Origin of the sequence: Vibrio sp. St2, assembly GCF_947311885.1 — a bacterium.
Taxonomy (GTDB): domain Bacteria; phylum Pseudomonadota; class Gammaproteobacteria; order Enterobacterales; family Vibrionaceae; genus Vibrio; species Vibrio coralliilyticus.
The window spans coordinates 820,787-841,206 of sequence record NZ_CAMZNA010000002.1 but is presented as its reverse complement, the minus strand read 5'-3'; the positions used below and the strand labels follow the sequence as shown (position 1 = coordinate 841,206).

The following is a 20,420-nucleotide window of genomic DNA, read 5'->3' as shown; positions in this document are numbered from 1 at the left end:
AGCAAACAGTGGGTGAATACGGATGAAGAAAGCTACATTAGCACTGGTTATTTCTGGTTTAATGGCGGCCCCTATGACAATGGCTATGGCTCCAAACACAGACCTTAATCTGATGCCTTATCCTCAAACAGTGGAATTGGGCGAGGGCAAGGTCGCAATCGACAAATCTTTCAGCATTTACATCAAAGGCTATGATTCTGAACGTGTTCAGTTCAACGCCAAACGAACGGTGGATCGCCTCTATCGTCAGACGGGTTTGCCAATGCTCCACTGGCAAGCTGAATCGGAAGACAAGGCTACCTTAGTGATCGATATCAGTAAGGCACCGAAAGACGAAGTACAGAACGTTGAGAGTGATGAGTCTTATCAGCTGTCGATCAAAGATGGCCAAATCCGTATTGATTCCGAGCGCCCATACGGCGCTTTGCATGGTCTAGAGACGTTTCTACAACTGGTGACCACAGACGCCTCTGGTTACTTTGTACCGAATGTGGAGATCGAGGATGAACCGCGCTTCAAATGGCGTGGTGTCTCTTACGACACTGCGCGTCATTTCATTGAGTTAGATGTGATTCTGCGTCAACTTGATGCAATGGCATCCGCGAAGATGAACGTACTCCACTGGCACATTTGGGATGACCAAGGAATTCGTATTCAGCTCGATAACTACCAGAAACTGTGGCAAGAGACGGCTGACGGTGATTACTACACCAAAGACGAAATCCGTTATGTGGTGAATTACGCGCGCAACCTTGGTATTCGTGTCATTCCTGAAATTTCCCTGCCGGGTCATGCTTCTGCTGTCGCGCATGCCTATCCTGAACTTATGTCTGGCCTTGGTGAGCAATCCTACCCGCAGCAACGTGGCTGGGGTGTGTTTGAACCGCTGATGGATCCAACCAACCCAGAGCTGTACAAGATGTTGGCCAGTGTATTCGATGAAGTGGTTGAACTGTTCCCAGACGAGTATTTCCACATCGGTGGTGATGAGCCGGATTATAAACAGTGGCAAGAAAACCCACGCATTCAGCAGTTTATCACTGATAACGAGCTGGATGGTGAGCGTGGCCTGCAATCTTACCTCAACACCAAAGTTGAAAAGATGCTTGAAGAGCGTGGTAAGAAGATGACGGGCTGGGATGAGATCTGGCATAAAGATCTGCCTACATCGATTGTCATCCAGAGCTGGCGTGGTCACGACAGCATTGGCCGCGCGGCGAAGCAGGGCTATCAGGGTGTGCTTTCGACAGGTTACTATCTGGATCAACCACAACCGACCAGCTACCACTATCGCAATGACCCAATGCCAAGCGGCATCACCGTTGACGACAAGTTACATCAAGGTGAAAAGTTTGCCACCTACGACTGGGTTAAACCACGTAATAAGGGCGGTCCGCGTAAGGGTAACCTGACCATTATTGAAGCGGCAGACGGTTCATTCAGAGCCTTTACCGACTACAACGGCAAATCACGACAGGAAGTGCATATTCTTGAATACGTACCGGGTGTGAAATTCCGTGGTCACTTCGATAACTTTATGTCGTACACCGAGTTCAACTATGAGTTTGCAGGCGGCAAGCTTAAAGAGGGCAGCTACCAGTTGATTGGTAACGTGCGCTGGCCTGCAACGGGTGAGCTAGTGGCAAGTAGCGACGTGAAAGGCAGCGTGATTCCTGCTCCAAACGGTGGTTATCCAGCAGTACTAGAAGGTGATGAGAAGGATTTGATTTTAGGTGGTGAGATTACCGTCTGGGGTGAGAATCTGGATTCAACCACCATCGAACATCGACTGTGGCCTCGTAGCTATGCGATTGCAGAGCGTCTTTGGTCTAGTCAGGAGCTGACCGATGAGTGCAGCATGTATCAGCGCATGAAAGTGATGGATACTTGGTCTGAAATCTCGCTGGGCCTTCGTCATCACGCGGATGCCAACATGATGCTCAAGCGTCTGGCGAATGGTGCTGATGTTGCACCGTTGCAAACGTTGTCGAACTACATCGAACCCGCGCAGTACTACGCACGTCATTGGGAGAAGTGGATCTCCACGCCAAACAAAGGTGACTTGTATAACAAGTACGAGCGTCTAAATCGTTTTGCGGATGCGCTACCGATGGAAAGCCTCACGATGTACGAGATGAACGATTTGGTTGAAGCGTTCGCTAAAGGTGACACTCTTGCGCTGGATAAGTTAGCGCTTCATTACCAGACTGCCAAGCTTGCGGCGCAGCAGGCAAAACCGATTTTTGCTGCCAATGTGGCATCAGTGGATACCGTGGTGGTGTCAGATGCGACAGTGCGAGTTTCTGAGTTAGCTCTGACTTTGATAGAAGCAGCAAAGCAAGGACAAACACTGCGTGTGAGTGATGTGGCTGAATATCAACGCATCATCGATGATAACGCCATTATTCTTGATGAAACCATTGTGGCGATTGTTAAACCGACCGAGATGTTACTTCACAAACTGGCCAACTAATTGACTTTTGGCATTGCCGTCGACGTATGTTGGCGGCAATGTATTAAGAGTCTAATGTTTTATTTATCTGGTCAATAATGAAAGCAAGTAATCACTTACATTTTTATGTTGGTACCTATACCGACGATCCCAGTCAGAGCCAGGGTATTGCTCAAGTGAGTCTAAACACCTCTTCAGGGGAACTGACGCGACTTGATGATGCCATGGTGATACGCAATCCCTCTTACCTCACTCATACTTCCTCTGGCCTTTATACATTTTCTGAAGTTTCCCGCTCCGACAGCGCTGCTTTGGTGTTTCAGTCGGATGCTCGCTCTGGCGTGTTGGCCATTGAAGGTGACTACCCTTGTCATATTGATGTGGATTGCCAGCAGCGATATGTAGCGGTGGCCAATTATGGTTCCGGAAATGTGAATGTCTACGTGCTGGATGGCGATGGAAAGCCGCTCAAACTCGTCGCGGACCTGTTTGTGGATGGTAAAGGCGCGAACAGTGAGCGTCAGCAATCGCCGCATGCTCATCAGGTGCAGTTTTTAAATCACACACCTCAGTTGGCTGTGGTCGATTTGGGTAGTGATTCGCTGCATCTCTATGACATTGATACACAAAGTGACCAGTTCCAACTTCATCAAACCATCTCACTGCCCTCCGGCTGTGGCCCTAGGCATCTGGTGATGAATGGCGATGAAGACATGGCTTACGTTGTATGCGAGCTAGCGGAAACGCTGATTACGCTGACTAAGGAAGGTAGCCACTGGCGTATGGTAGACCAGTGTGACTTACTGCCCGGCCAGCCAAAAGGAGAGGCTGCCGCAGCGATCAAGCTGTCTTGTGATGAGCGCTTTATCTACGTTTCTTGTCGTCAGCAGAATGCGATTAGCATTTTCGAGTTGGTAGATGGGTTACCTTCGTGGTTAGCGGCGCAAGATTGTCAGGGCCAATTTCCGCGAGACTTTACGTTATCATCTGATGGCAACTGGCTAATTGTTGCCAATCAACATTCTAATAATCTCGCTAGTTACCTACGTTGCCAATCAACAGGTCTCCTCAGCCCAGCAAATTACCAGTGCCAAATTGATGCGCCTGTTTGTCTGATTGAGCACTAATATTGAGAATCAAATGAAACAAGTACACCGAATTAACCCGACCAAACGTTGGTCCGACGTGACCGTATTTAACGGTATCGCGCATTTTGTCGAAGTCGCAGAGGGCGATACTTCTGCTGACATGCAAGGTCAGGTGCAACAGATCTTCGCTCAGGCAGAGCAGATGCTCAGCAGTGTCGACAGTGATAAGTCCCGCATCTTATCAGTCACCATATATGTGACTGATTTTTCTCATTTTGATGCGTTAAACCAAGAGTGGGATAACTGGTTTCCGCCAGGAGCAGCACCGAGCCGTGCATGTGTAAAAGTCGAACTGGCGAATCCCAATCTCTTGGTCGAAATGGCGTTTGTTGCTGTGGCGGGAGAACGCTTTCAGTAGCTTTTCGCTCACTTCATTTTCATCTCCAATCCCCGTCCTATGATGGGGATTTTTTTACCTTCTCTGCTTGGCGCGCAGTCGCTTTGCTCATCATAGCGTCGATAAGGTCGTAATGATTCCATTGATGAATGCATTGGTGCTGCGGGTGATTTTTGCTGTGAATACCCATCAAAAACTACGTGAATTCCTTAATGTGATAAATGTCACATTTATCTATATGTAGATCGATCTGTTTAGCCAGTTAAAGGTGAGCAAATGACTTATTGCTCAATTGAACTGCTAATCGGCAGCTATCCCTTATCTTTCATGGCTTTCTTATGTGGCACGTCAACGGCGTTGTGGGCGATAAGCGGCTGTTCATCAATACGTCAATTTCATTAATGGAAGGTTAGTTTCCAAGTTCGACAGATGAGCTTCAATTTCGATCTAAGCATAATGCGCAGAATGTAACATTGTATTTCGAAGTGTAACAATTAAACCATATTAGCAGCATGGTTTTTAACCGGATTGCTTATTTGATAACCCCACACTTTGCTTTGCGATGCTGCACATGCTCAACACATAAACATTCTAATGACTATAACAACCGGCCTTCAGGCATTGCCCTGCAACCGGACAAACATCGAGAAAGTTAATGGAAGCCTCAAGATATAAACGCATCTTGTCGAGGGGAAGTTTGGTGACCGCCATTCTGCTGCTCTCAGGATGTAATTCTGCTTTGCTTGACCCGAAAGGTGCTATTGGTGTCCAGGAAAAAGAGCTGATTATCACCGCTCTTTTGCTGATGTTGATCGTTGTGATCCCAGTGATTCTGATGACGATTTACTTCGCCTACCGATACCGCGCAACTAACACCGACGAAGAGTACGCGCCTGAATGGGCTCACTCGACCAAGATCGAAGTGGTGGTATGGACGATTCCTATCATCATCATCGCGATTCTTGCCACCATTACATGGCGTTCAACGCACGAACTGGAGCCGTCTAAGCCTCTGGTGAGTGATGTGAAGCCCATGACGATTGAAGTGGTGTCACTCGACTGGAAATGGCTGTTCATCTATCCGGAAGAACACATTGCAACGGTTAACTACGTTGCGTTTCCTAAAGATGTCCCGGTCAATTTCAAACTGACGTCAGACAACATTATGAACGCGTTCTTTATCCCACGCCTTGGGACACAGATCTACGCGATGCCAGGCATGGTGACCAAGCTGAACCTGATTGCTAACCATGAAGGCGATTACAAAGGCTTTGCTTCAAACTACAGCGGAAAAGGTTTCTCGCAGATGAAGTTTACTGCGTCCGCTATGCCTGATCGCGCGGCATTCCTGAACTGGGTGCAGAAGGTGAAAGCCAGCCCAGATCGCATCGAAGACTGGGAGCAATTCCGCTTGCTGGCAGAACCAAGTGTCGCTGAGCCAGTCACGCTGTTCTCCAGTGTGCCACCGTTTTTGTTTACTGATGTCGTGACCCAGCATCCCGGTTCAATGAACTGTTTGCCTGAAAACCAAGGACAATCGTAATGTTTGGAAGATTAACTCTCGATTCAATTCCATACCACGAACCCATCATCGTCATCACCTTAGCGATTGTCGCTTTGGTTGGTTTGGCAGTGGTTGTCGCGGTGACCAAAGCAGGGAAATGGCAGTACCTGTGGAACGAGTGGTTTACATCAGTAGACCACAAAAAACTCGGCTTTATGTACATCGCAGTTGCGATGGTGATGCTTGTGCGCGGATTTGCCGACGCCGTCATGATGCGCAGTCAGCAGTTGCTGTCTTCTGCGGGTGAAGCCGGTTACCTACCGCCTCATCACTATGACCAGATTTTCACCGCGCACGGCGTTATCATGATTTTCTTCGTCGCGATGCCTCTGGTTATCGGCCTGATGAACATCATTGTTCCGTTGCAGATTGGTGCTCGTGATGTTGCCTTCCCGTATCTGAACAACCTCAGTTTCTGGTTGTTTATTGTTGGTGTCATCCTGACCAATATGTCGCTAGGCTTAGGTGAATTTGGTCGTACTGGCTGGCTAGCATATCCGCCTCTGTCGGGTATTGATGCTAGCCCAGGAGTTGGGGTCGATTATTGGATATGGGCCTTGCAGATATCCGGTGTTGGTACCACGCTAACGGGTGTGAACTTCTTCGCCACTATCCTGCGTATGCGCACCCCGTCTATGCCAATGATGAAGATGCCAGTTTTCACTTGGGCGTCTCTATGTGCCAACATCCTTATCATCATCTCGTTCCCAATCCTGACTGTAACGATTGCATTGCTGACACTGGATCGATACCTCGGATTCCATTTCTTCACCAATGATCTTGGCGGCAACGTGATGATGTACGTCAACTTGATTTGGGCATGGGGCCACCCAGAGGTGTACATCCTGATCCTGCCAATTTTTGGTGTGTTCTCGGAAGTGACCGCGACCTTCTCTCGCAAGAAATTGTTTGGTTACACCTCGCTGGTATGGGCAACGGTTGTGATTACTATTCTGGCGTTTGTCGTATGGCTGCACCACTTCTTCACTATGGGGTCGGGTGCGAACGTTAACGCCTTCTTTGGTATCGCAACCATGATCATTTCCATCCCAACCGGGGTGAAGATTTTCAACTGGTTGTTCACCATGTACAAAGGCCGCATTCGCTTTACCACACCAATGATGTGGACGGTGGGCTTCCTGATCACCTTCTCAGTCGGTGGTATGACTGGCGTACTGATGGCGGTTCCGGGTGCTGACTTTGTTCTTCACAACTCAGTATTCCTGATCGCGCACTTCCATAACGTGATAATCGGTGGTGTGGTGTTTGGTTGCTTTGCGGCAATCACTTACTGGTTCCCGAAAGCGACTGGCTTCACGATGAACGAAGCATGGGGCAAGCGTGCATTCTATCTTTGGATTGTGGGCTTCCTGATGGCCTTCCTACCACTGTATGCATTGGGCTTTATGGGCATGACACGTCGCTTGAGCCAAGACATTAGCCCAGAGTACTTCCCTCTGCTGGCTGTTGCTGCGGCAGGTACTGCTGTGATTGCGATGGGCGTCGTATGCCAGTTCATCCAGATCTACGTCAGTATCCGTGATCGCGAACAAAACCGTGATCTGACAGGTGACCCATGGGGCGGCCGTACGTTTGAGTGGGCAACGTCGTCACCTCCGCCGTTCTACAACTTCGCGCATTTACCAAAAGGCGACGAACTGGACGCATTCTGGTATCAGAAGCAGAGCGGTGAGTTCGACCCAACCAAGGAAGTGGAATACGAACGCATCCATATGCCGAAAAACACGCCGACAGGTATTTATGTGTCTGCTTGGGCACTGGTATTTGGTTTTGCGATGATTTGGTACATCTGGTGGCTGGCAGCAGCGAGTTTCGTCGGCATCATCGTCACTTGTATCCAACACAGCTACAACGATGACGTGGACTACTACGTTGAAGTCGAAGAGATAAAAGCGATTGAAGCTGAGCGCCGTGCTCAGTTTGAAGAAGCAAATAAAAAACCTGTGCAAGATGATAATAAGAAAGACGATCTGGAGGTGACGTATGCAAGCTAACATCGCGTCTCACGCTCATGATCACCACGATACCAGCGGCAACAAGCTGTTCGGTTTCTGGGTTTACCTGATGAGTGACTGCGTACTGTTTGCGACCCTGTTTGCGACTTACGCAGTACTAGAAAGCGGCTCGATTAGCGGGCCGACAGGTAAAGATATTTTCGAACTGCCATTTGTGTTCGTTGAAACCATGCTGCTGCTGTTCAGTAGTATCACGTTTGGCTTTGGCATGATTGCGATGAAACGCAAAGATGTCGCGGGTTTAAAGCGTTGGTTGCAAGTGACTTTCTTGCTTGGGCTTGGCTTTATCGGCATGGAAGTGTACGAGTTCCATCACTTGATTGCTGAGGGCTACGGCCCACAGGCGAGCGCATTTCTTTCTGCGTTCTTCACGCTGGTGGGTACTCACGGCCTGCACGTGACGTTTGGTCTTATCTGGCTGGCGGTGTGCTATCACCAACTGTCGACGAAAGGTCTTAACGACAACATGGCGATGCGCTTTAACTGCCTGAGCCTGTTCTGGCACTTCCTAGACATTGTTTGGATCTGTGTCTTCACCATCGTTTACTTGTTGGGGGTTATGTAATGGATCAACATCTGGAAACGGGTGCGTCGGATTACGTTAAAGGTTTCGTTGCATCTCTGATTTTGACCGTGATTCCGTTCTACTTTGTGTGGGCGCAATCGCTGCCTGACACGACAACATATGTTCTTCTGTTTGGCTGTGCTCTGGTGCAAATCTTTGTGCACTTTAAGTACTTCCTGCATATGGAAGTAAAAACTTCCGATGGCCGCTGGAACCTAGTGTCACTGATGTTTACAGCTATCGTTGTCTTGATTCTTATCGCTGGCTCGGTGTGGATCATCTACAACATGAACGTCAACATGAAGCTGTAGGCCAGAGTATGCTGAAAAGTTATTTGTCTATTACCAAACCGGGCATCATTTTCGGCAACCTGATATCTGTTGCGGCGGGGTTTTTCCTTGCCGCAAAAACAGAGCACGCGAGTCTGAACTTGTTACTGGCGACACTCGCTGGTGTCGGGCTTGTGATTGCTTCAGGCTGCGTAGTGAACAACATCTTTGACCGAGATATCGACCAAAAGATGAAGCGCACTCAGAATCGTGAAACAGTCAAAGGTAACATCAATATCGATGTTGCGTTTGTCTACGCCTTGGTGATGCTGCTCAGCGGGACCGCCTTGTTGTTTCAGCTCGCCAATCCACTGTCAGCAGTAGTAGTACTACTAGGCTACGTGTTTTACGTATTTTTCTACACCATGTGGTACAAGCGTACGTCTGTGTACGGCACGTTAGTGGGTAGCATTTCCGGTGCAGTGCCACCTCTGGTGGGCTATCTGGCGGTAACAAACTACATCAGCCTTGAGGCGATTCTGCTGTTTACCATGTTCTGCTTATGGCAAATGCCGCACTCGTACGCGATTGCGATGTTCCGTATGCAGGATTACCGTGACGCGGGCATTCCGGTTTTGCCAGTGAAAGAAGGTATCAACAAAGCACATCGCCATATGAAGGCGTATGTTGTGGCTTTTGGTGCTGTCTCACTGTCTCTATTCCTATTGGGAGAGGCTGGCTATGAGTACCTAGCGGTTGCCGCTGTTGTGTGCTTTATGTGGACACAGGTGACGTTTCGCAAGGTTGACTACAGCGATTACATTCAATGGTCGAAATCGGTGTTTAAAGTCTCTCTGCTGGTGGTGATGAGCATCAGTGGTGTACTGGGTCTGGAGCTGATTCCACTACCCATCTAAAGAGTTAAGCGCTCCTTCCTGAACCTGCTAAGCCGATAACGGTTTTATGCCTGAGATATCCGATACCGGCATGTTTGTGTAAGCAGAGAAAGGACGGGGCGCTTTTTTATTGCTGCTGGAACTCGCTAAGTAATGTGTAGCGTTTTAGTGGCGCATTCCAGAAGTATTTTTCTGGTTTCTTGAGTTGTAAATCTACATCAGTTTTTAAGTAGTATGGTTCTTGTTCTCTCAATGCAATTAATGTAAGCCTTGTACCATACATTTTTCCGTTAGAGTCATACTGGGTGTAACGTTCAAGTTTTCCATTATTGAAGTAAAAGTTAGTTTTTTTCCCATCTTCACTATATTCGTTGTAGTTACGTAATTTACCGTAATAGTCAAACTCCCAAGTTTTTACCTGTTTCCCATTTAAGTATTTCCCACGAAAATATAGTAAGTCATAGATATTATATATCTCTGCCCAGCCGCTGAATTTTTTGTCTATTTGGCGTTTATCTTCGAATATTTTTATATTTTCCTTGGCGGGATTTTTGCCGTGCCAGTCATAATTTATAGAGAAACTATTAGATATGGCTGTAGTTGATGAAGAAAAAACACCATCTATATATTCATCACGGATTAGTTTTTTATCTCGCTCTGACCATTCGAGAAACTGCCCATTTAATACACCATTATCAAGGTGATAGGTAGTATATGTACGTTTTGTTCCATTAGTCTTTAACTGAAACCCTTGTATAACTCCTTTTGAGTTTTCACTTTTACAGTTATAAATTTTTCCTAGACTAAAGCTACAAACCTTTTTTCCATTATTACCATCTAGCTCCGTATAACGTTGAGCCCTGCCTTTTCGATCAAACTTCCAGTAAGCAATGAACTTACCATTATTGAAGAAAGCCCTAGTAATACCATATTTACTTTTACTTTCGGCCCATCCGTTGAGGGTCTCTGAAAAAGTATGATGGAATATATCTTGAGAATATAGATTAGAGAATGTGGTGCTTTCGTTAAATGTAAACTTCCATGGAAGATCTATCCCCATTTTTTTACGTATGATATCAATACTTGATTTTTGGACACCAAACTCGAATTCTACATCTAATTTGGAGGCCGTTGTCCGTCTATTACTCCAATCTTTCCAAGTATAGTGCCTTACACCATGTATATATTTTCCTTCACTACCACCTCCAGTTGAGTCAGTTTTAGAGTAGAAGAAACCATGGAGTGAGCCGTTATCATCATAGCTGGCATCCTTTATTAATTGCTCAGATCCAGTGTAAAGCTGTTCTCTTGTTAGCTTGCCATCTTTAAACCAATTAGTAGATATTTGATCATTTTTTATTGACTGCACCTTACCGGATATCGGTTGGATCTTTCCTTGAGAAAAAGCTTGCTTATCTATTGTTACCCCTTCTTTTTGGGTTACGTCTTCCAACCGATAGGTTGTAGTGCAGCTTAGCAAAAGACTGCTCCCGATTATTATCCAAGATCTGACCAAAGTTTACTTATCCTTAAAGTGATAAAAAGTTTGTTATTGAAAGCTCGCTCCAAAATGGGGAGGAAATGGCTTTGATACTTCTTTACATGTTCTAGAAAATATTGATTTTCCATTATGCTCAACGTCCAAAGCATAGGTATCTTGAAATTCAGCAGAAAGTAAATCCACAACATCCATTGAGTAGCTGAGAGCATAATTATATTTTCCTCTGTTGAAAAATACTTCTTGCTTCAGGCTAGGGCCTTGAATTAATCGCCAATCTAGAGGTTTTTCACCATCATTCGGATATTCAAGCTCAATATTATCTGGAGTTCCATATCGATAAATAAAACTAGAGCCAAGGGCACATAATGATACTTGTTTATTGTTTTCTAAAGTACAAGAAAATACAGTGTTATTATTATTACTACACATTGAAAATTTATCTTGTTTTATCGGTTCTACTATAATCTTACGCCAAGATTCTTCAGTATTTGATTTAATCAATAAATGGTCTATTTCCCCTTTTTTATTATATACAATGTAATAATTATTCTCTCGATACTTTTTATTTTTTATTTTAAATTCTAATAAAGGACGTGAATTTATATAGTCATCTAAGGTTTTATATTTAATGTTTATATAATCATTTTCATTTTTATATTTTTCTAATATTAATGGGAATGGTTCTATTATGTTACCTTCTTCATCCCTTGATAACAAGAATCTCTCTTCTTTAATACTAACTTTCGGTATATAATTCGAATAGCTTTTTATTGCATCACTGACTCCTAGTTTCAAACCACATATTGCATTTCTATTGGTAAAACCATTGATGATATATCTTGAGTTATTGTACATGCAGCTTATTTTTTCTGGATTTTTTTTACTAAAAGTAAAAATTGTGTTTCTATTGTTGCTATTACTAAACTCAAGAGCTGGTTTGTTGTTGAAAGTCATAAGGCTAACACTTTCAACGTGATTTGAAAGTAAGATTCCTGGGAATTTATTATTATTAATCCAAAGTTCGCCGTCAATGTTTTTATATATTTCATCTGATGATAAAGATTTAAATGATGCTAGTAATATAAGAAGTGTAATTGTTTTTTTCATATCGTTTCACTCAATATAATTTCAAACTCTTTAGCGTATGAAGCTATTAATTCAGCCTTATCAAGTCGACCGTTTATTATATATCTTGCATTAATATAATCAGTGGATTTGTTAATGTAGTCATCTAGTTTTTTTTCTGTAAAAATACCTTCTTCCATACCCCATATCATTATACTAACTGCATTTTCCAAGGTCATTGCTAAGTCTGGATTGTTAATAAAGTCAAGATTAAATTTATCTTTGGCTTTTTGATAGTTTATTTTCCATGTTAAATGAACATAACCTCTTCCTCTATATTTGTATCCATCCCCTTCCTTAGTATTACAATATTTTTTTGCTCTTTCTCTTAAGGATTCACTTTCAGCTAAAACAGGATCATATTGGTTGAAATATTCCTTTCTCCCTATTTCTGGCTTTAAGCTAAAGTAATCCATTGATAAATAGTGATAAGATTCATGTTGAGCTGTTGCCAGCATGTAAGCAAGCTTTTGTTTGTGGAAGCGATAATCATTCGTGGTATCTGAATAGTAGTTATTAAGAGACTTTAGAAGGTTCCTCAGGTTAGTCTCTGAATGTGGACCAAAAATAAAGGGTTGTATTAGGCGAGGAAACTTAGATTTGTATAAAATAATGAACTTTTCTATATCAATCAAGAAGCCTGATTGATTCATTGTAAAAGGCCAATAATGCCAGACACTTTTATCGTCCGGGAGCGTAATCTTGCTTTGTGTGTCTTGCATCCAAGAAAACTTATCCGCTCTTTCTCGTTCATGCTGTGAAAACATGTCGTGATGGTTCATGACCTCACTACGCCAAGGTGACTCTAGGTAGTCCTTTTCAGACACAAAACCTGTCATGTACTTTTCATCCATCACTTCTTTGGCGAGTTGATGAATCATAGAATAGCTATCTTTAGTGACGTCTGTATACCAGTCAGAAGGGTGCTTTGCGATAACGCGCTCAAAGTGTTTACGTTTGTTTTCTAAGTAAACTTTGGCTTCTCTTGGTTTGAATGCCGAGAAATCAACCTCTTCACCTTTGGATAGCTCTTCGAGCAGTTGGCTATAGAACGCATTGGATACGCTCAGAGCGCCATCACTCCCACTGCCGTCAATGGTGATAAGGGGGCTTTCTTCTGCATTTTTTGGGGCAATCTTTTTTAAGAAAAACTCAGGCGGTTTTTCTATGGAAAATAGCTCTATGTGGACTCGGTTGTCTTCTTTCTTGGTGGCGTGGGCATCGTTACTGTACTCGTGAAGCCCCATATAGCCCAGTTCATCCCCCGCTTTCACTTCGATAGCGCCAAAGTCGATGTTGAGTGGTAAGGGGAGGCCCAGTGTTACGACGCTGCCATCGCGCAATGAGGCGGCATTTTTAGACATCCACTCTGGTTCAGAGACAGGCTCAGGGACCATCACAGAAGTGTCGTTAAGAATATCGAAATCGCTGTCTTTGCCCGCCGCAAACCAGACGATTTTGCCTTTCATTTTCTTTTCGCTAGATGAAGGGGAGTCACCCAATTGAACAACGCGGCACTTAATCATCTTATAAGTGTGATCCCCAATTTCAAATTTTACCGTTTCTTGCTCTTCTGCATGCAAATACTCCAAAACCATACCGCTTGACATAGAGACTTTGCTTTCCACTTGCCCTTTTTTAGGATCACCACCAAGTTTAAACGTTCGGACGTTCCACCCATCGTCAACCAACTTATAACGAGTCGTCAGCGATGAATTAGCCCCGATATCGGATGGCGGAGCAAGATGCATGTAGAGAGAGTACAGTTTAAAGACGTCGCCATCCTTTTCTGGGTTTTTGTATTCATGTTCCAGCAGAACGAAGTTGTTACTGTATTTGAGCTCTTGGTCTTTGTATATGGTGGTTTGATAGTCAGCGTGAATACGATAAGCGACAATTTTCCCGTCCATCATTGCCTGGATAGGTCTTAATCCTTTACCCCAAGGCACCATCTTGGACGTCAAGTGGACACCACTGTGCCAACCATAACCTTGCCCTAAGAGGTAACGGCCGCTCTTAACTTGGTCGAACAGTTTAGTGAAATCACTAAGTGTATGATAGGGCTCGCCATTTCTTTGTGTTATAGGAAAAACTGCATCCATGAGGTCATACCTTAATCTGAGAAAACGTCGTCAAAGACAATGAAAGAAGGACGGTTGAGGTTGTTGGCTTTGGTGTAGACAACGGCGTTGATTTCACCTGAGTTCGTTGCGAAACCTGATTGACCCGTGACATTCACTATGGTGCCAATCGCCATGCCCGAAATGGTCAAAAGCTTATCGTTAGTCTGGGTGAGGATTTCACTGAAGACATCAGGAAGTGCACGAGACATCACTTTCATGCCATCTCGATAGCCTTGAACGCCTTCTTGAACTGCAGTCAGAGAGCGAGCCTCAGCTTGCGCCTGAATAAACTCTAATCGCATGTCCAATGCGGCAATCAAGTCATCAATAAAGCCACAAAGCTGTTGGTTGATGAGTGTCCAAAGAACCAGTTGAAGGTGCTGTATGGTATTACCTGTACCCAACAAACGTAGCTTGGCAAGCAGTTCAGAAGGCGGGTCCAGAAGATCCGCCTGGAACAGGATGCGCAGGATATCGCCGTTCTCATGCACTTTCTCGAAAAGGAGTTCAAGTAGTGATTCGTACTTTTCTAGTGATTTAAGATCTTCCTGAATGTGGAAAAGGGATGAAACGAAAGACTCGGAGAAATCGTTAGAATGATTTTTGCTGACGACATGGGGTGACAAGATTCGGCTTTGTTCGTAGACCATAGCTTTGAAATCATCATCGCTAAAAGAAGGTGAGAGCAAGATGCCCCAGTCATTGGCAACACCGACTTTGTCTTCCCAAAACGGCGCTCTTCTTCCCGCAACAAAAGTACAAAAGTCATGAGAATCTTCGTATGTTTCTGTTGGGGCGTTTTCTGGCAAGGTTGCGTTCGGGGTATAAGTGTCTGCGGTCTCTTTTAGCACCAAAATACACTCTTTTAGAGGTAAGCCGCTGACGGTGCCACAACCTGTTGCATCCAGTACACCTGCGCCAATTGGGCCACCGCCTGACTCTCTCAGTTCAAATGGTGCATTCGCGTAAGGCTGTCCATTGGGGTATTTGCAAGTGAGTTCGAGTGTGTAGGTGCCTTCCTGATCCTCAGTGACAGAGACGGAAGGGTTTTGTACACCACCAAGGCACATGGTGTTAGCCATATTCATGGTCATCTGGTCCGTCAGGCGACAAACACCAATCCCTTCCATTGTGACGGTTGGGGAAGCAGAGATAAATTCAGCTTCGGACTCAATCGTGCCAGATGACACGCCTTTTTTATCACCACCGGCGTCACCAGTACTTGCTGCAAATTTGCTGCCTTTGATGGCAATACTATTACCACCATCCATAGATACCGTTGTGGTCCCGCCGACAAGATCTGCCGACTTCGCATTGTTACCATATGGAATTGGTACAACGGAATTACCTACTGTCGTCAAACAAACGTCGGGGAGAGTCGCATTTGCTTCTCCTCCCGATCCCTTGTGGACCACGCTCAGCCCATTTGCGCAAACTGTGACACCCATGATGTAACCTGAATCAACAAAAAAGATAAGCAATGATATAAAATAAAGCGCACATCAATCTAACCAAAAGGTTAGTTAAAATGAATGGTTTACCGTTCTAAATAACTAAATTGAAAGGTTTTGGCTGAATGTCTCACAAAAAGGTAGGGTCCACACTGTGGAGCTCGTCAATACTGGGGGCCGCATGACATGTAGACGATCGAATGTTAACGTTCGATTAATAGTTTTTCAATATATGTTTTATTTTATTTAAACGAGATGTGAATATGATTACAGCGTTGGCGATCAATAATTATCGTTCGATTCTAAATCTGGTTATTCCACTAGGCAGATTGAATGTGATAACGGGCGCCAATGGCACCGGTAAATCCAACTTGTATAAAGCACTTCGTTTGTTGGCGGATACAGCGCAAGGTGGTGTGGTGTCTGCGCTCGCGACTGAAGGTGGCCTAGATTCAACTTTCTGGGCGGGGCCGGAAAAGATAACCAACTCGATGAAGCGAGGCGAACATGCCATTGAAGCGACAGTAAGGCAGAAGGTCAAACGCCTCAAACTTGGCTTTGCCACTGAAGAGTTCAGCTACGCGATTTCATTAGGTTTACCAGCGCCGACGATGTCAATGTTTGGCTTTGACCCAGAGATTAAACGTGAATGTATTTGGAATGGTCCTTTATATCGACCTGCCAGTGCACTGATAGACCGAAATGGGCCTGCGATTAAAGCGCGTGAAGGACGAAAATGGCAAGTCATATCAAGCCACATCGCCACTTATCATAGCCTGTTTGATCAAATTGCCGACCCAATGGCAACGCCAGAGGCATTTATGCTGCGGGAAACGATTCGCGGCTGGCGCTTCTACGATCATTTCAGAACTGATAAAGATGCCCCCGCCAGACAACCTCAACTTGGGACTCGTACTCCGGTTTTACACCATGACGGCCGCGATCTGGCCGCTGCTTTACAGACCATTATCGAAATTGGTGACAAAGAGGTACTTTGTAAAGCAATCGACTATGCGTTTCCCGGCGCCAGCATCCGTATTGTGAATCAGGCTGATGGTCGATTCTCGTTGGAATTTTCCCAGCATGGTTTGCTCAGACCATTGAGTGGTGCTGAGTTGTCAGATGGGACTTTACGTTACTTGCTGTGGGTGGCCGCTCTTCTTACGCCTCGACCACCAAGCTTGATGATTCTTAATGAGCCAGAAACCAGTCTTCATCCAGATTTGTTGCCTGCTTTAGCGCGTCTAATTTCTCACGCGGCCGAGAATACTCAGGTCTGGGTTGTGTCTCATGCTCCACGTTTGATTGCGGCGTTGGCCGAGCATCCAGAATGCAATGCTATTCAGCTAGACAAGGAGTTTGGTCAGACGATTATTCCGGGTTTGGACCCTCTTTCATCTCCAAATTGGTACTGGCCTGATTCTTAAACAGAAAAAATCTCAGTGTATTTTTTCTCCCTAAAAAGGAGATTAAATTATGGTCTATGTACCTCTCGTTAAACGCCAATCGCGACTAAACTCAAAGTTACGTTCAATGAAAAGCGGTCTTTGCGGGAGGGCATAATGACAACCCAGAACATTCAGCACTTTTTTCATCCTGAATCCGGTAGCTTGAGTTATGTAGTGGCAGATTCGGACACCAATGAGGCGATAGTGATTGATCCTGTTGCTGATTATGATGAGGAAAACTGTAAGATCAGTTTTGAATCCGCGCAGCAAATCATTGACCACGTTGAACAAAATCAACTTCATGTCACCGCGATTCTTGAAACACATATTCATGCTGATCATTTGTCGGGTTCGTTCTACCTCAGCAAAGTACTACAAGCGCCAATCTACATTTCTGATCATGTCAAAGAGGTATACGCTAGCTGCAAGGATGATTTGTCACTTACCGATCTTTATCATTTTGAGCATTTCCTGCTGGAAAATGAACAACTGGATTTTGGTCATTCTCATATTGAAGTATTAGAAACTCCCGGTCATCCACCATCTGATCTTACCTTTAAAATTGGTGATGCATTATTCGTGGGTGATTCACATCTTCATTCTGGAGAAGGGGATTCGGCTAAAGATAGCGACCCGACATTTGAGTCATTATCTAAGATATATGAACTCAAAGACTCGACCGAAGTGTACCTGTGTCATAACGAACCAAGCAGCCCAGATGAGTTGGTTTATAAGACGACGCTTGGTGATGAATTGCACGATCAGGGCTCTGTTCATCAGCCTAGCGCGGGAAACCCAAAGCTGCCGACCCCGAAACTGATCAGCTCCGCGTTAGAATATAACCTTACTGCGATGAGGCCACATATGTAGATGGAATTGCCTCCATCTTATTGACTTTATTGCCTATTAAAATTCATCACCAGATAACATTGATGTCATGAATGCTGTGTTAAATCGTCCGCGTGTTTAACTCCACAGGAACAACAATCATGACAAAAGGACTAATAACGTTACGTTGGCTGCTACCGCTACTCTTCATCTTTGCCACCACTGCGCAGGCCAGCAATAAGAAGGTATTGCTGGTTGGCATTGATGGCATGCAGTTTGAACATATCGCTAAATTGCCGACCCCTGCTTTTGATCGTCTCCAGATCACGAAAGCTTATGCTGGAGGTGTTAAAGGGCGATTTAGTGAACAGAAGACTAGTAGTGGCCCGGGTTGGACAACGATTCTTACTGGTGTTTGGGCCAACAAACACGGCATTTCGAGTAATAGTGTCGGCCCCGCCGATGCCGACTGGCCGAGTATCTTTCGTCAGGTTCACAATGCCAATGACCAAGCTCAGATGTACTCATTTTCTACCTGGGGGACCATCAATACACTCTATTTCCCCGCAGATATGGCTTTGTTAGCAGCCCATTCTGAAGGGGGCGGTGACGATTACAGTGTGAATCGAACCCTGGAAGTCCTGGGCTCTCAAAGCCCTGACTTCATCTTTGTTCACTTGGATGAGCCTGATGGTGCAGGTCATAGCCATGGCTGGGGTGATGAGTACGACAAATCAATTACAGACAGCGATGCTAGACTGGGTAAGCTGCTAGATGCGGTTGAGAAACGCCAGACTGAGAAAGACGAGGAGTGGCTGGTTCTGGTCACTACCGATCATGGCCGCAATGCGAGAACAGGCAGTGGCCATGGTAACCAAACCTCGAGTGAAAAGACCATTTTTATTGCTTCCAACCAACCTCTGCACAGCCGCTATCAGTCTTATGTTTCCGTGGTGAACCAAGACTTTGACGGCCTGTATAACCTGCCAGCTCAAACCTTTATTGTACCAACGATTTTAGAGTTTCTCGGTATCAAGCAAAACCGATTACGCCTTGATGGTTTTCCTCTTGTTGGTGATATAGAGGCACAAAAAGTTTACGCGACGATTGAAAGTAAGCGTTGTGGTTTGGAGTGGGATGCAGACAAGGGCTCACCGATAGCGCTAGCCAGTTACGAGCATGTGGCAAAATTTGATTGTAATGGCTCAGCTGATCCTGTGCAGATAGAAGACGGTTACATCTATGCCAATATTTATGGCTCTTCCTGCGGATTGCAATGGCATGCCGCCAAAGGTACGCCAAGCCCAATGGGCAGTAATGAGCATATAGCTAAGTTTGATTGCAGCAATGACGGCGACCCGTTGTCTATTAGTAGCAGCTACATTTACAGCCTGATTGAGAGCAAGCAATGCGGTTTTGAATGGAATGCGAAAAGTGGTGTACCGATGACGTTAGAGGGGTACGAGCATGTCGCTAAGTTTGATTGTGATGGTAACGCGGACCCACTTAGCTTTGAAGCAATGCGTTAACTTTGCAGCGTAACGATTTGGCCTGAAGCATTTACGCTCAGGCCAGTATTTATGGTATGGCTGAACTTAGCCTCCAGCGAGCGCGTTAGCTTCCAGAATCTTAATGAATTTGTTGACCGTTGGGGTGTAGACCGCTTCTCGCCGTGCTATCCACGATGACTGCCAGTAAATGTTTGATTCTAGAGGGATCTCAGCTAACTGTTGTTCTTGAATCTCGCGGGAAAAGAGCAATCTGGGACCCGCGGTGAGAAAGTCTGATGTCCTCACCAGAGATTTCGATGTGGTGTAGTTGTCGCAGGTTATCTGGACGAAATCGCTGTTGAACTGACTTGAGTGATAGCTTTTAAGTGTGTTGCCAGCATCAGGAGCAATCACTGGGTACTGTTTAAGCTTATCCCAATTGAGTTTCTTGTCGCTAAACAATGGATGCTCTGGGCGAGCGACAAACACAATGGGCGCACCTTGCACAGGGGCTGAAATAAGCTCATTGGGTAAGTCATCAATGTTAAATGGCCCTACAGCGACATCGAGGTGACCATCCATTGTCATCGTGAGCAGTTCACTCGCATTCGCGGTTTTGAGTAACGTCTTGACCTGACTGGTTTGCTCGACAAAGTCCAATAGGACTTTGGGAAAGTAAAGTTGTTCAATGATAGGCCCAACACCGATATTCAGCTTACCGCCTTCAAGAGAGGCAAGTCGTTCAACGTGTCGGCACATTGAATCCAATTTGGCCTGCACCAACTGTCCGTTTTTTATCAGGTAGTTAGTCACATCAGTCGGCTGCATTCCTGAGCTATGACGGAAAAACAACTTTACATTCAGAGCCTGTTCCAGTCGTGAAATACGTTTGCTCAAAGTTGGCTGCGACATATAAAGCTCGTCAGCAGCCTTGTTGATACTGCCCAATTCTGTCACTTTCTGTAGTAGCTTTATATCCGAAACATCAAGCATAGTTCTTCTCTTTAATTGTCTACCACATAGCACATTAGGAAATCAGTCAATGTGGGTCGATATCAGGTTTCATGGCTATTGATTGTATGCCACTGGTACAGTTTGGCTAATGAAGGATCTTTCTAACACCGACAAACTTTGCGCATAGCTCCAGTATAAACTTTGTTATTCCAATTTTTTGTAACGGATAAGAA

The 20,420-nt window shown here is 45.1% G+C and carries 16 protein-coding genes; 11 read left to right on the top strand and 5 right to left on the bottom strand.

The window, feature by feature from the left end; translation table 11 throughout:
- Nucleotides 1-22: 22 nt before the first annotated feature.
- From QMA41_RS10260 to cyoE, 8 genes are all read left to right on the top strand, one after another.
- Entirely contained in the window at nucleotides 23-2,473 is a 2,451-nt protein-coding gene (locus tag QMA41_RS10260; RefSeq protein WP_281629572.1) for a beta-N-acetylhexosaminidase, read from the top strand.
- 77 nt (nucleotides 2,474-2,550) lie between these two features.
- Entirely contained in the window at nucleotides 2,551-3,579 is a 1,029-nt protein-coding gene (locus tag QMA41_RS10255; RefSeq protein WP_281629571.1) for a lactonase family protein, read from the top strand.
- 13 nt (nucleotides 3,580-3,592) lie between these two features.
- A complete protein-coding gene (locus tag QMA41_RS10250; RefSeq protein WP_281629570.1) occupies nucleotides 3,593-3,958 on the top strand; it encodes a RidA family protein in 366 nt (121 codons plus the stop codon).
- Nucleotides 3,959-4,592: 634 nt separating this feature from the next.
- Nucleotides 4,593-5,480 (top strand): ubiquinol oxidase subunit II, encoded by an 888-nt coding sequence (gene cyoA, locus QMA41_RS10245; protein WP_281629569.1) that lies wholly within the window; start codon nucleotides 4,593-4,595, stop codon nucleotides 5,478-5,480.
- Complete coding sequence (gene cyoB / locus QMA41_RS10240) at nucleotides 5,480-7,516, top strand: cytochrome o ubiquinol oxidase subunit I (RefSeq protein ID WP_281629568.1); 2,037 nt, start codon at nucleotides 5,480-5,482, stop codon at nucleotides 7,514-7,516. The genes cyoA and cyoB overlap by 1 nt, the downstream gene beginning before the upstream one ends.
- Nucleotides 7,506-8,102, top strand: a complete 597-nt coding sequence (cyoC, locus tag QMA41_RS10235; protein WP_021455231.1) for a cytochrome o ubiquinol oxidase subunit III — start codon at nucleotides 7,506-7,508, stop codon at nucleotides 8,100-8,102. Before cyoB ends, cyoC begins: the two co-directional genes overlap by 11 nt.
- On the top strand, nucleotides 8,102-8,413 hold the full coding sequence (gene cyoD / locus QMA41_RS10230) for a cytochrome o ubiquinol oxidase subunit IV (RefSeq protein ID WP_281629567.1): 312 nt from the start codon (nucleotides 8,102-8,104) through the stop codon (nucleotides 8,411-8,413). The genes cyoC and cyoD overlap by 1 nt, the downstream gene beginning before the upstream one ends.
- 8 nt (nucleotides 8,414-8,421) lie before the next feature.
- A complete protein-coding gene (gene cyoE / locus QMA41_RS10225; RefSeq protein WP_281629566.1) occupies nucleotides 8,422-9,288 on the top strand; it encodes a heme o synthase in 867 nt (288 codons plus the stop codon).
- 106 nt (nucleotides 9,289-9,394) lie between these two features.
- On the opposite strand, the gene QMA41_RS10220 is transcribed toward cyoE, so the two are convergent.
- The 4 genes from QMA41_RS10220 to QMA41_RS10205 form a co-directional block, all read right to left on the bottom strand.
- Nucleotides 9,395-10,747, bottom strand: coding sequence for a hypothetical protein (locus QMA41_RS10220; RefSeq protein WP_281629565.1), 1,353 nt, complete (start codon nucleotides 10,745-10,747; stop codon nucleotides 9,395-9,397).
- A 69-nt stretch (nucleotides 10,748-10,816) separates the two neighbouring features.
- The gene (locus QMA41_RS10215) at nucleotides 10,817-11,875 is read right to left on the bottom strand and encodes a hypothetical protein (RefSeq protein WP_281629564.1); all 1,059 of its coding nucleotides are present in this window, start codon (nucleotides 11,873-11,875) and stop codon (nucleotides 10,817-10,819) included.
- Nucleotides 11,872-13,995, bottom strand: a complete 2,124-nt coding sequence (locus QMA41_RS10210; RefSeq protein ID WP_281629563.1) for a hypothetical protein — start codon at nucleotides 13,993-13,995, stop codon at nucleotides 11,872-11,874. Before QMA41_RS10210 ends, QMA41_RS10215 begins: the two co-directional genes overlap by 4 nt.
- Before the next feature lie 11 nt (nucleotides 13,996-14,006).
- Nucleotides 14,007-15,464 carry a DUF4150 domain-containing protein gene (locus QMA41_RS10205; RefSeq protein WP_281629562.1) on the bottom strand — a complete coding sequence of 486 codons (1,458 nt, stop codon included), beginning with the start codon at nucleotides 15,462-15,464 and terminating at the stop codon, nucleotides 14,007-14,009.
- Nucleotides 15,465-15,730: 266 nt separating this feature from the next.
- On the opposite strand from QMA41_RS10205, the gene QMA41_RS10200 reads away from it, so the two are divergent.
- The 3 genes from QMA41_RS10200 (at nucleotide 15,731) to QMA41_RS10190 (ending at nucleotide 19,272) form a co-directional block, all read left to right on the top strand.
- The gene (locus QMA41_RS10200) at nucleotides 15,731-16,894 is read left to right on the top strand and encodes an AAA family ATPase (RefSeq protein WP_281629561.1); all 1,164 of its coding nucleotides are present in this window, start codon (nucleotides 15,731-15,733) and stop codon (nucleotides 16,892-16,894) included.
- 135 nt (nucleotides 16,895-17,029) lie between these two features.
- On the top strand, nucleotides 17,030-17,785 hold the full coding sequence (locus tag QMA41_RS10195) for an MBL fold metallo-hydrolase (protein ID WP_021455242.1): 756 nt from the start codon (nucleotides 17,030-17,032) through the stop codon (nucleotides 17,783-17,785).
- A 119-nt stretch (nucleotides 17,786-17,904) separates the two neighbouring features.
- Complete coding sequence (locus QMA41_RS10190) at nucleotides 17,905-19,272, top strand: alkaline phosphatase family protein (RefSeq protein ID WP_281629560.1); 1,368 nt, start codon at nucleotides 17,905-17,907, stop codon at nucleotides 19,270-19,272.
- 66 nt (nucleotides 19,273-19,338) lie between these two features.
- On the opposite strand, the gene QMA41_RS10185 is transcribed toward QMA41_RS10190, so the two are convergent.
- On the bottom strand, nucleotides 19,339-20,226 hold the full coding sequence (locus QMA41_RS10185; protein WP_281629559.1) for a LysR family transcriptional regulator: 888 nt from the start codon (nucleotides 20,224-20,226) through the stop codon (nucleotides 19,339-19,341).
- Between the last annotated feature and the right edge of the window lie 194 nt (nucleotides 20,227-20,420).